Origin of the sequence: Longimicrobium sp., from assembly GCF_036388275.1 — a bacterium.
Classification (GTDB): domain Bacteria; phylum Gemmatimonadota; class Gemmatimonadetes; order Longimicrobiales; family Longimicrobiaceae; genus Longimicrobium.
Map to the genome: position 1 here is coordinate 1 of NZ_DASVSF010000087.1, position 12149 is coordinate 12149.

The following is a 12149-nucleotide window of genomic DNA, read 5'->3' on the forward strand; positions in this document are numbered from 1 at the left end:
AAACTGCGCGGGGGAAGGGAGCCAGTCGAGTGCGCCGGGCCAGCCGGAGCGCAATCGAATTCTCCTCTCCCCCATGGGGTTTATGGGGGAGAGGCCGGGAGAGGGGGGCGGCCGCGGCATGCGCCAGTCCCGTCGAACCGCGATCGAACTTATGCCCGCCCCCGTGACGAGCGACGGCCAGCCGTTGCGCCAAATGACGCACTGCCCCAACATCCTCACTCCACGTGACGCCGCATCCCGAAAATCCTGGACCTTTCCCATATGACCATGCGATTCATCGCGCTCGCCACCCTCGCCCTGCTGGCCGCCTGCTCCAGCGGCGCCGACATGGCCGATGACACCCTGGCCAACGACTCCACCCTGGACGCCATCACCGGCCGAGCCGAGGAAAAGGTGCAGGAGCGCCTGGAGAAGGCCCAGAAGGACGCCGACGCCCGCGCGTCCGACGCCGGGGCGAATGAAGCCCCCTGAACCCGCTGCCCGCGGCGCCTTCCTGACCGCCGAGTGGCGGTGGCTGGCGATGCTGAACTACGAAGTGCCCCCCGCCCTGCTGCGTCCCCTCGTTCCCGCCGGAACGGAGCTGGACGAGTGGGGCGGCGTCACCTACGCCAGCGTGGTGGGCTTCATGTTCCTGCGGACGCGGGTGCTGGGGATTCCGATCCCCTTCCATCGCGACTTCGAGGAGCTGAACCTGCGCTTCTACGTGCGGCACAAGGGGCCGGAGGGCTGGCGGCGCGGCGTGGTGTTCGTAAAGGAAATCGTGCCGCGCTTCGCCATCGCGGCGGTCGCCCGCTGGGTGTACAACGAGAACTACGCCGCGCTGCCCATGCGGCACCGCAACGACGTCCGGCCGGATTCGGGTGGATCGGTGGAGTATGGGTGGCGCCACCGCGGCCGCTGGTGCGCGCTGCGGGCGTCCGTGGCGGGCCCTTCCGCCCCGGCGGCGGACGGCTCCGAGGCGGAGTTCATCACCGAGCACTACTGGGGATACGCCCGCCAGCGCGACGGCGGCACGGTGGAGTACCAGGTGGAGCATCCGCGCTGGAAGGTGTGGCGCGCACAATCCGCCACGCTGGACTGCGACGTGGCCGCGCTGTACGGCCCCGCCTTCGCCGAGTGCCTCTCCACCCCACCGCGCTCCGCCCTGCTCGCCGACGGCTCGCCCATCGTGGTCCGCACAGGCGCGCGCATCGCCTGAGGGCGATGCGCGCTGGGGCGATCTCTCAGGCGGCCGCGACCGACAGGGGCGACGGAGGCGGCGTCAGGATGGTGAAGGGACCCTGGATCACGCCGCCGTGCTGGACGATCTCCTTCGCCTCGGCGATGCAGTCGGACACGACGACGCCGGCGGCGCGCGCCTGCGCCCCGGTGTGCGTGGCCATCACCTGCATGCGAAACCGCGAGCCCTTGATGGGCACGGCGGGATACTCCACCAGGTTCACGAACACGCCGCGCTCGAAGATCATTCTCCCCGCCACGCGCGCCACCGCCGCGTCGCCCACCACCACGGGAACCACCGCCGACGGCGTTCCCAGCGCCATCACCCCCCGCTCCTCCAGCGTGCCGCGCAGCGTACCGACCGCCGCGCCCAGGCGTCCGCGCAGCACGTCGCCCTCGTCCGAGCGCACGATCCTGAGCGCCTCCGCCACGACGCTGGCCTGCAGCTGCGAGATGGCGTTGGAAAAGATGTGCGGGCCGCCGAACACGCGGATGAACTGGCGCACGGCGGGCGAGCGCGTCGCCACGAAGCCGCCGTTGGAGCCGAACGTCTTGCTGAAGGCCCCCATCACCAGGTCCACCTTCCCCAGCATTCCCTGCGCGCCCACGCTGCCGCTGCCGCGCGGGCCCATCTGCCCGAAGTCGTGGGCCATGTCCACCAGCAGCGTGGCCCCCCATTCGTGGCAGATGGACTGCAGCTCCTCGATGGCGGGGATGTCGGAATCCATCGAGAACAGGCCTTCGGTCACCACCAGCACGGCGTTGTGGGCGTCGCGCGTGCGGATCTTCTTCAGGTGGCGGCGCACCGCCTCGTTGTCCAGGTGCCGGAAGCGCACCACGTTGCGCGTGGCCGCCGCGGCCCCCGCCTGCAGGCAGGCGTGCGACAGGGTGTCGAGCAGCACGTGGTCGTCCGGCCGCACCAGCGCGGTGATGGTGCCGAACCCCGCGCCCCAGCCGGTGGAGAACAGGGCCACGTGCGGCACCTGCAGCGCCTCGGCCAGCGCGGACTCCAGCGCGAGCCCGGGCGCGGTGTTGCCGCCCAGCATCCCCGACCCGGCGCTGTGCATCCCGTGGTCGCGCAGCGCGCGCTCCGCGGCCCGCACCACCTCCGGGTGCGTGGAAAGCCCCAGGTAGTCCTGCGAAAGGAAGTTCAGCCCCACGGCGCCGGTTCCCGTCTCGCTGCGCACGGCGCACGCAGCCTCGGGCGCGCCGTCCAGCGAGCGTGAGTACGGCCACAAGCCCTGCGCCCGCCGCGCGTCCTGCCACTCGAAGAACGGCTCCGTCCGCGCGAGCAGGTCGGCACCCGCGGGATTGGCGTAGTGCGAAACGAAATGTGTGTACAGCGATGACGCAAAAAGATCGTTGATGGACATGGATTCTCCTGCAGGTGCATGCGATGAGGGCGAGCGCCGCGCCACGAACGTGACGGAGCGCGCGCCAGCCGGGATGGGATGGCGGGCCGGGGAGAGACGATCGCGGCTGGGGCCGGAGCCCGAGGCGATTTCCAGCGGTTGTTGGGAGTGCAGCGAATATAAGCCGAAACTGCGGATGGCGCCAGAAGGAAGCGGAGGAAGCCGTGGCTCCCTCCGCTTCTTCTTGTTCCCGTCGTTCGAACGCTACTCGATGTCGAGCGCGGGATTCACCCAGATGTAGAAGTCCGACGAGGGGGCGCGCTGGCGCCCCCAGGCCAGGACCACGCGCCCGGGCGTGCCGTGCAGCACCGGGTGCGGCTCCACGTCGTGCAGGTCCAGGTCCGTGGTCAGCTTCACCGGAGGCGCCCAAGCGGCGCCATCGGTGGTGCGGTAGTACAGGTTGTAGCCGGCATCGCTGCCCAGCCCGATGTACATCAGCAGGAAGCGCCCGTCTTCCAGCACGATGGGCTGCGAATCGTGCGAGTCCGCCACCGTGGAGATCACGGCCGCCTGGGCGGGCCAGGCGTACGGGTCGGCGGAGGTCTTCGCGAAGATGGCGAGCTTGCCGTCCGCGCCCGCAGCCTGGTACGTCGCCATGTACAGCCCGTCGGACGCGCGCCGGGCGATTCGCGGCAGCATCCCCTGGCCGCCGCCGGTCACCGTCGTGCGGCGCGCATCCCAGGTGGCGCCCCCGTCCAGGCTGCGCGCCAGGTATCCCACGTACGTGGTTCCGTTGTGGCGCTGGTACGTCATCGTCAGCGACCCGTCCGCTCCCACGATGACGGAGGGGTTCATGTCGCCCGCCGTGCCCCATCCCAGGCTCACCGCCCCGCGCGGCGTCCACGTCCTGCCGTCCGCCGACGTCGCGCGATGGATGCTGTAGGCGCCCTTGGAGTCGACCACCAGGTAGAAGAGCGCGAACGCTCCCGAGGGCAGCTGCACCACCGACGGGTGGCGCTCGCTCGCCCGGGTGCCCACGATCAGCGCCGGCGCGGACCACGACACGCCGTTGTCGGACGAGGTCGACACGTACAGGTCGCCCGAGTTGGTGCGCGGCGCCAGGCGCTCGAACACCGTCATCAAGCGGCCGTCGTTCACGCGGAACAGGCTGGGCTGGTAATCGTTCTCCGGCCCCGTGTGCAGCGGCGCGCCGGCCGCCGCGGCAACGGACGATGCGGGGCCGGCGGGCTGCGCCTGCGTGGGATCCTGGGCGCAGCCGGTGAGTGCGCAGGCGGCCAGGACCAGGCCGGAACGTGCGATACGCGTGTGCATGGGATTTCGAGCCGTGGAGGAGGGGGAAGGAGGGATCGAGCGATCCGTGTCGTGCATCCAAATCTATATACGACAGTAGCTTACGCGCTACTGCACCCGCGGAGTGCCTGTCCCGCGCCATCCAGGGGCGCCATCGTGGATACGCCCTTTCCCACGCCGACGGAACTGCGCGCATCGTGGTCCGGGAACCCGGCGCCCGCGGAGTGGTACGCGGACGCTTCCGTGGGAATGGCCCGGCGCGTGCCATGTGCGCGCCAGAGATCCTGATCCATGAACCCGATCGCATCCGCGTTGATGACCACCGCCGCCGAGCCCCGCGCCGTGCTCCACGACAACCCGCTGCTCACGTACCGTGACGCCATTCCGTTCGACCGCATCCGGGCCGCGCACGTGGTGCCCGCCGTGCGCGCCGTGCTGGCGCAGGCCGCCGACGAGCTGAACGCCATCATCCAGCTGGATGGGCCGCGCACGTACGACAACACCGTAGGGGCGCTGGAAGAGGTCACGGAACGGATGGGGCGGGTCACCCGGCCGGTGGGGCACCTGTCGTCGGTGATGGACACGCCCGACCTGCGCGAGGCGTGGGAGACGGTGCTCCCCGAGATTGCGGCGTTCAACGCCCGCCTGGCGCTGAACCCGGCGCTGTGGGCCGCGGTAAAGGCCTACGCCGACACCGACGATGCCCGCGCGCTGCAGGGGGTGAGGGCGCGGCACCTGGAAAAGGTGGTGCTCGAGTTCCGCCGCGCGGGCGCCGACCTGCCGCCTGAGCAGAAAGAGCGCGTGGAGGCGCTGCGGGTGGAGCTGTCGCAGCTTGCGCAGACGTACGCCAACCACGTCCTCGACAGCACCAACGCGTGGGAGCTGGTGCTGACGGACGAGGCGGAGCTGGAAGGCCTTCCGGATTCGGCGCGGGCGCAGGCGCGCGCCTCGGCCGCGGCCAAGGGGGTGGATGGGTGGCGCTTCACCCTGCAGCTGCCTTCCTACCAGGCGTTCATGCAGTACGCCGCCCGCCGCGACCTGCGCCAGCGGATGTACGACGCGTACATGAGCCGCGCGGCCGACGGCCCGCACGACAACCGCCCCGTGCTGCGGCGCATTCTGGCGGTGCGCCGCGAGCTGGCCGGGATCCTGGGCTTTGCAGACTGGGCCGACTACACGCTGGAAGACAGCATGGCCGGCAGCGGCGCGCGCGCGGTGGAGTTCGAGGCGGACCTGGTGGCCCGCACCCGGCCCGTGTGGCAGCGGCAGATTGCCGAGCTGGAAGCGTTCGCGCGCGCCGAGCTGGGGCTGGACGAGATGGCGCCGTGGGACATGTCGTACGCCATCGAGCAGATGCGCCGCGCCCGGTACGACCTGGATGCCGAGGAGCTGCGGCCGTACTTCCCGCTGGACCGCGTGCTGGAAGGATTGTTCGAGATCGCCCGGCGGCTGTTCGGCGTGCGCGTGCAGCCGCGGCACGTCAGCGAGGTGTGGCACGCCACGGTGGGCTTCTACGACGTGTTCGACGAGGCGGGCAGCCTGCTGGGCGGGTTCTACGCCGACTGGTACCCGCGCGAGGAAAAGCGCGGCGGCGCATGGATGGCCGGGCTGGTGGTGGGCGGGCCGCGGCCGGCGGGGTGGGAGCCGCACCTGGCCGTGGTGGCGGCCAACGTCTCCCCCCCGGAGGGCGGCCGCCCCGCCCTGCTGACCCATCGCGAGGTGCAGACCGTCTTTCACGAGTTCGGGCACCTGCTTCACCACGTGCTTTCGCGCGTGGAGGTGCCCGCGCTGGGGGGAACGCGCGTGGCCACGGACTGGGTGGAGCTTCCGTCGCAGATCATGGAAAACTGGACGTGGGAGCGCCCCGCGCTGGACCTGTTCGCGCGGCACTGGGACACGGGCGAGCCCATCCCCGAGGCGCTCTTCCAGAAGATGAAGGCGGCGCGGGTGCACATGGGCGCGCACCTGCAGATGCGGCAGCTGAGCTTCGGGACGATGGACCTGGCGCTCCACGTGCACTTCGACCCGGCCTCGAGCGAAGACCCGGTGGAACGTGCGCAGCGGGTGATGGAGGGGTTCCACACGCGCCCCGAGTACGCGCACGACCACTTCATCACCAGCTTCGCGCACATCTTTTCGGGCGGATACGGGGCCGGGTACTACAGCTACCTGTGGTCGGAGGTGCTGGATGCGGACGCGTTCAGCCGGTTCGAGCGCGAGGGGCTGTTCAGCCGCGAGGTGGGGCGGGACTTCGTGGAGCACGTGCTCAGCCAGGGCGACGCCGCGGACCCGGCGGAGCTGTTCCGCCGGTTCATGGGCCGCGACCCGGACCCGGCCGCGCTGCTGAGGCGCAATCTTGGGGTGGAGACGGGGTAAGGGCGGTCGCGACGGTAACGATGGTCGCACGTGGGACGCTGCACGCACGCCGCACCTGCCGGACGCACCGCGCGTGGACGAGCGACGACGTCATCCGGATGGAAGCGGCCCCGGCAATCCTGCCCTCACACCGTTAGATCGCAGCGACTGAGGGATCCGCCACACACTCGCCGAAGCGCGCCGGAGCCGTGGCGCACCGTGTCCGGGAGCCTGGCACGCGACAGGAAAAAGTAGCCGGGTACGTGGATTGCCCTGATGGTACGGACACACAACAACGGGAGATGAACGATGGATCTGCTGACGTGGATTATCGTGGGACTGGTCGCGGGCGTGCTCGCCGGGCTGGTCGTAGGGGGCGTGGGGCTGCTGGGCGACATCATCGTGGGAATCGTGGGCGCGTTCGTCGGCGGATGGCTCTTCCGCCAGCTCGGCGTGACCACGCCGTTCAGCGGCCTGGCGGGAACCATCTTCACCGCGTTCGTCGGCGCGGTGGTGCTGCTCTTTCTGCTCCACGCCCTGCACAGGCGCCGGGGCGGGTACGGGCGACGCCGTTGACCACTTTGGCTACTTCGTAGCACCGGCGCGCGAATGCTCCACGTCACCAACGGCGATGCCGCGGCAGACGCCATCCGCGCGTCGGGCATTCCCGGCCAGATTCTTCCCTGGCGCGACGTGCTGCACGAGGGGCCGGTGCCCGCCGGCCTTCCGCTCCGCGAACTGAGCCTGGTCCGCGCCGGGTTCATCGCGTCGCGGGGCTGGGGCGACGTGGACGAAGCGCGCCGCGGGTTCGAGGAGCGGGATGCCGCGCTGGCCTCGTCGGTGGACGAGGACGAGGTCGTTCTCTGGTTCGAGCACGACCTGTACGACCAGCTCCAGTTGATCCAGGTGCTGGACTGGTTCGCCGCGCATCCGCGGCCGGGGCTGACGCTGATCAACCCCGCGCAGTACCTGGGCCCCGCCACGCCCGACCAGCTACGCGCGCTCTTCGCGCTGCGCATGCCCGTCACGCGCGCGCACCTCTCCGCCGCGCGCGCCGCGTGGGAGGCGTTCCGCGCGCCGGACCCGCGGGGCATGGAGGCGATCCCGGGAGCGGAGCTGGCGGCGCTTCCGCACCTGGCGTCCGCCCTGCGCCGCCACCTCCAGCAGTTTCCGTCCACGCGAGACGGCCTGTCGCGCAGCGAGCGGCAGGCGCTGGAGGGGCTCGCGGAGGGTCCGCGCACGGTCGGGGAGCTGTACGTGGCGTCGCACCATGATGTCGAAGAGCCCATCTGGCTGGGCGACTCCACCTTCTTTTCCTACCTCGAAGACCTGGGCCCGCTGGTCACCTTGGGTGAGGCCGACGAGTTCCGCCAACGTACCGTCGCCCTGACGGACCTCGGCCGCGACGTCCTGGCCGGCCGTGCGAACCGCGTCGCCGCGATCGGCATCGAGCGGTGGCTGGGCGGCGTGCACCTCCAGGGCCGCGCCGTCGAGTGGCGGTGGGACGAGGCATCCGGGCGAATTGCCAAGACATCCTGATTCGCTGCCTGGCACCCCGCGGGCGCGCCACAGGTCCGCGGAAGCACGGCAACAAGCCAGTCCACGAAGGTGGACTTCGTGTGGTCGTTGCAGCGAATTCATTCGCCCGTGCAGGCTGCGGCCTCTGGACCGGTGACCGCTGCCGCGCCCTGGCTCGTACGCGTCCGCGGCAAGATCCTTCGGCCCGCGACGTATCGTGTGAGGGCAAGTGCTGTGCGCCTGGGCCTCAGGATGACACGGTGTGTGCCGGAAAGCTGGGTTGTGAATGTTGTTGCTGCCGGATTCATCCGCCCCCGGCCTCGGTCCCGCCCCGCGTTCCAGAATCCCCCCGCATCCCCCGCGCGTAGTGCTGGCACGCATCCTCCACGTACGCGGATCGGATGCACGACGAGCCACGAACGAGAACCAATCGGATCGGGATGGAAATCGGCCGGCTGACCCTGCCCCCGCTGCGGGACGAGGAAGAAAAGCGCGTGCGGCTGGAAAAGATGAAGCGCGTCGCCACCGGCCTGCTGGGGGTGGCGACCCTCATCTTCATCGTCGCGCGCATCTTCGAGGCACGCTACCCATGGCTCGGCTTCATCCGCGCCACCGCCGAAGCCGCCATGGTGGGCGCCGTCGCCGACTGGTTCGCGGTGACGGCGCTGTTCCGCTATCCCCTGGGCGTAAAGATCCCGCACACCGCCATCATCCCCAACCGCAAGGACCGCATCGGCAAGAGCCTGGGCAACTTCGTCCAGAACAACTTCCTGTCGCCGCCCGTGATCTCCGCCAAGCTGCGCGAGGCCAACGTGGCGCTGAAGCTGGCGCAGTGGCTGGCCAACCCCGACCACGGCGACACGGTGGGCAAGCACGCCGCCGCCGCGGTCACCGGCTTGATCCAGGTGCTGCGCGACGAAGAGGTGCAGGAGATCATCGAGCAGAGCGTGATGGGCCGCGTGCGAACCACGCAGGTGGCGCCCCTGATGGGAAGCGTGCTGACGCTGGTGACGGCCGAAAACCGCCACCAGGAGCTGCTGGATTCCGCCATCCGCCTGTTCGACCGGCTGTTCGAGGAAAACCGCGAGGTCCTTCGCGCCAAGATCACCCAGGAAACGCCGTGGTGGATGCCCACGGCCGTGAACGAGGAGATCTACAAGCGGATCGCGCGTGGGATCGAACGGACCCTGGTGGAGGTGGCGCACGACCCCGCCCACCCGCTGCGGGGGCGGTTCAACGAGGCCGTCGCCGAGTTCGTGGAGCGGCTGAAGAGCTCGCCCGAGATGATCGCGCGGGGCGAGGCGCTGAAGGAAGAGGTGCTGGGCCACCCCGCCGTGCGCGCCTATTCGGCGGGCCTGTGGGCAGACATCAAGGCATCCGTCCTGCGCCACAGCGCCGACCCGGAGAGCGAGTTCCGGCGCCGCGTGGGGAGCGCCGTCACCCGCTTTGGCGGATCGCTGCTGGAAGACGAGGAGCTGCTGGCCAAGGCCAACGGGTGGGTGGAGCAGGCGGTGCTGTACGTAATCGAGCAGTACCGGCACGAGGTGGCCGACCTGATCGAAACCACGGTGCAGGCGTGGGACCCGGAAGACACCACCCGCAAGATCGAGCTGCAGATCGGCCGCGACCTGCAGTACATCCGCATCAACGGCACGCTGGTGGGCGGGCTGGTGGGGCTGCTGATCTACACCGTGTCGCGCCTCCTCGGCGCGGGATGACGCGGCGTCAGGCGGCCGGGGCGGGCGTGCGGAAGACCAGCGCCACCGAGTAGAACTTGACCACCAGGATGCCCACGACGACGGCGGTCACCAGCACGGGCGAGCGGGTGAGCACCAGCAGCGCCGTCACCAGGCCGGTGTTGAACACCTTGCCCAGCGGCGACCAGTTGAGCTCCCACACCCGCTTGTTGACCAGGTAGTAGTAGTTGGGCGAGATCATGCGCGGGTAGCGCAGGTACTGGTTGCTCAGGTAGTGGTCCACGCCCATGAACTGGATGAGGAACAGCACCACGGGAACGGCCAGCGCCGGGTACAGGTACAGCTCGTTGAGGTAGAAGAAGGCTACGAGCAGGCGGTCGGCCAAAATGTCGAACTGCCCGCCGAACAGCGTCTCCTGGTTCAGCCAGCGGGCCACGGCGCCGTCCAGGATGTCGAGCGACCAGTAGACGCCCAGCCCCCACAGGTTCAGCCGCTCGTCGCCGTACAGCGCCGCCAGGGTGAACAGCACCATCCCCGCCACCAGCCGCACGGCCGTGATCAGGTTGGGCCACGTCCACGGGGTGTCGGGATGGATCTGCGTGGGAAGCGGCGGTGCGCCCCAGGGAAGCTTCTCGGGCTGGGCTGGCGGCATTCGGATGCTGACGGGTGTGGGATGGAGCTCGTCCGACGTGCGTCGTGGCGCGCAAAAGCTCACCCGCGACGGCGCCCGCCGCAACCCCGGCCCGTCGACGGCGCCGCATCGCCCTTGCGGCATGCACACACCCCAAGCACCTTTCGGGGCAAGCGTTTGCGCCACTCTTCCGCGGTCCGGCCCTGATGCAGAACGATCCCACGCCGGTGAGGGCCACGCGCCGGGGCAGCACGGTCCGCCGACGCATCGAGCGCGTCGCCGTCTCGCCCGAGGGCGCGCTGCGCCGCACGCGCGACGATGCGCTGGCGACGGAGGAGCCGCTGGAGATCCGCGTTCTCGGCGGCGACGGCGTGGCGCACCGCGTGGCGGTGACCATGCGGACGCCGGGGGCCGACTTCGAGCTGGCGGCTGGCTTCCTGTACGGCGAAGGGCTGATCGACGGGCCGAACGCGGTGCGTGCCATCCGCTACTGCACCGAGGCCGAGCAGCTGTACAACGTGGTGAACGTGGTGCTGGCGCCGGGCGTGCCGTTCGACGCGGCGAGCCTGGCGCGCAACTTCTACACGACGTCCAGCTGCGGGGTGTGCGGCAAGGCATCCATCGAGGCGGTGATGGGCCCGGCGTGCGTGCGGGTGGCGGGTGGGGTCACGGTAGATGCCGAGACGCTGATCTCCCTCCCCCTGCGGCTGCGGCAGGCGCAGGCCGTCTTCGAGCGGACGGGCGGGCTACACGCGGCGGCGCAGTTCACGCCCGATGGCGAGCTGGTGCGGGTGAGGGAAGACGTGGGCCGCCATAACGCGATGGACAAGCTGGTGGGCGCCGCGCTGCTTGCGGGCGAGCTGCCGCTGGCGGAACACGTGGTGCTGGTGAGCGGGCGGTTGAGCTTCGAGCTGGTGCAGAAGGCCGCCCGGGCGGGCGCGGCGGTGCTGGCGGGCGTTTCGGCGCCCAGCAGCCTGGCGGTGGAGCTGGCGGAGCAGGCGGGGATGACGCTCGCGGGGTTCGTCCGCGAGCCGGGATTCAACATCTACACGGGAGGCGAGCGCATCGCTTCCCGTGTTCGCGAAAAGGTGGGCGGATGACGGGACGGGCATTCGGGACGATGATGATCGCCGCCGTGCTGGCGGGGTGCGGCGAGCAGGGCAACGAGCTGCGCGAGGCCACTGAGCGGCGTCGCGCCACGGAGGCGCGGGACGACTCGGCGGTGGCGGATTCTGCGCCGCGCGCACCCGCGCGCCTGCCGGCCTTCGTGCTGGCGGACTCCACCCCCGCCGCGCAGCCGGCGGACAGCGCCGCCGCGACTCCGGCTCCCGGCGCCGATTCCGCCGCGGCGCCGTCACCGGCCCCCGCGCCCGCGCCGCAGGCGGACTGGACGTCGGGACGCACGCAGGTCCGCCGCCGGCCCGGCGGGGTGGCGACGCTGCGCGAGGTGCGCACGGCGCCGAACGCGGGCTTCGACCGCTTCGTCGTGGCGCTGGGGGCGGATGCCATTCCGGGGTACCGCATCGAGTACGTCGACCGGCCGGTGCACCAGTGCGGCTCGGGCGAGGCCACGAAGATCGCCGGCGACGGGTGGCTCTCCATCACCCTTCACGCCGCGCGCGCCCACGACGACCAGGGCCGCGCCACCATCGGGCAGCGTGAGCGGGCGCTGTCGCTTCCCGTGCTGCGCGAATACGAGTTCACGTGCGACTTCGAGGCCGAGGTGCAGATCGTCCTCGGCGTCGCATCCCCTAATCGCTACCGCGTGCTCGAGCTCGCGAACCCCAGCAGGCTCGTGATCGACGTCCAGCACTGAAAAGAACGTTTCACGCAGAGTCGCAGAGGGAAAAGAGAGGACGCAGAGGGCAGCCACGGCCCCTCTGCGTCCTCTCCGTCTTCTCTGCGTCCTCTGCGTGAAACTGTAGTTCTGTCGGCGCGGGGGACACGCTGTCTCGCTACGATACACTCCCCCGCAGCGAGCCACGCGCCGCCGCGACCCCGCCGCTCGTCGTAACCATCTCTCCCACAAGAACTAAGCGGTCCTGGACGCCGGATGTTCCTTCCGGG

At 70.4% G+C, this 12149-nt stretch carries 11 protein-coding genes; 8 read left to right on the forward strand and 3 right to left on the reverse strand.

Annotated elements, in window-relative coordinates:
* Nucleotides 1-267: 267 nt before the first annotated feature.
* Both VF632_RS18145 and VF632_RS18150 read left to right on the forward strand, forming a co-directional pair.
* Nucleotides 268-471 (forward strand): hypothetical protein, encoded by a 204-nt coding sequence (locus VF632_RS18145; protein WP_331024349.1) that lies wholly within the window; start codon nt 268-270, stop codon nt 469-471.
* The gene (locus VF632_RS18150) at nt 458-1198 is read left to right on the forward strand and encodes a DUF2071 domain-containing protein (protein WP_331024350.1); all 741 of its coding nucleotides are present in this window, start codon (nt 458-460) and stop codon (nt 1196-1198) included. Before VF632_RS18145 ends, VF632_RS18150 begins: the two co-directional genes overlap by 14 nt.
* Before the next feature lie 25 nt (nt 1199-1223).
* Here VF632_RS18150 and VF632_RS18155 read toward each other — a convergent pair whose 3' ends face one another.
* Complete coding sequence (locus VF632_RS18155) at nt 1224-2591, reverse strand: aminotransferase class I/II-fold pyridoxal phosphate-dependent enzyme (RefSeq protein WP_331024351.1); 1368 nt, start codon at nt 2589-2591, stop codon at nt 1224-1226.
* Nucleotides 2592-2834: 243 nt separating this feature from the next.
* Complete coding sequence (locus tag VF632_RS18160; protein WP_331024352.1) at nt 2835-3902, reverse strand: sialidase family protein; 1068 nt, start codon at nt 3900-3902, stop codon at nt 2835-2837.
* 270 nt (nt 3903-4172) lie between these two features.
* Between VF632_RS18160 and VF632_RS18165 the strand changes: the two genes are divergently transcribed.
* From VF632_RS18165 to VF632_RS18180, 4 genes are all read left to right on the forward strand, one after another.
* The gene (locus VF632_RS18165; RefSeq protein WP_331024353.1) at nt 4173-6257 is read left to right on the forward strand and encodes a M3 family metallopeptidase; all 2085 of its coding nucleotides are present in this window, start codon (nt 4173-4175) and stop codon (nt 6255-6257) included.
* A gap of 288 nt (nt 6258-6545) precedes the next feature.
* A complete protein-coding gene (locus tag VF632_RS18170; RefSeq protein ID WP_331024354.1) occupies nt 6546-6812 on the forward strand; it encodes a GlsB/YeaQ/YmgE family stress response membrane protein in 267 nt (88 codons plus the stop codon).
* Nucleotides 6813-6845: 33 nt separating this feature from the next.
* Nucleotides 6846-7775: a hypothetical protein gene (locus tag VF632_RS18175; protein ID WP_331024355.1), complete on the forward strand. Its 930-nt coding sequence runs from the start codon at nt 6846-6848 to the stop codon at nt 7773-7775.
* Nucleotides 7776-8194: 419 nt separating this feature from the next.
* Entirely contained in the window at nt 8195-9472 is a 1278-nt protein-coding gene (locus VF632_RS18180) for a DUF445 domain-containing protein (RefSeq protein ID WP_331024356.1), read from the forward strand.
* Nucleotides 9473-9479: 7 nt separating this feature from the next.
* Here VF632_RS18180 and VF632_RS18185 read toward each other — a convergent pair whose 3' ends face one another.
* A complete protein-coding gene (locus VF632_RS18185; RefSeq protein WP_331024357.1) occupies nt 9480-10103 on the reverse strand; it encodes a CDP-alcohol phosphatidyltransferase family protein in 624 nt (207 codons plus the stop codon).
* 185 nt (nt 10104-10288) lie between these two features.
* Here VF632_RS18185 and fdhD point away from each other — a divergent pair, with 185 nt between their 5' ends.
* Together fdhD and VF632_RS18195 are read left to right on the forward strand one after the other, a co-directional pair.
* The gene (gene fdhD, locus VF632_RS18190; RefSeq protein ID WP_331024358.1) at nt 10289-11182 is read left to right on the forward strand and encodes a formate dehydrogenase accessory sulfurtransferase FdhD; all 894 of its coding nucleotides are present in this window, start codon (nt 10289-10291) and stop codon (nt 11180-11182) included.
* Complete coding sequence (locus VF632_RS18195; protein ID WP_331024359.1) at nt 11179-11898, forward strand: AMIN-like domain-containing (lipo)protein; 720 nt, start codon at nt 11179-11181, stop codon at nt 11896-11898. The genes fdhD and VF632_RS18195 overlap by 4 nt, the downstream gene beginning before the upstream one ends.
* The last annotated feature ends 251 nt before the right edge of the window (nt 11899-12149 follow it).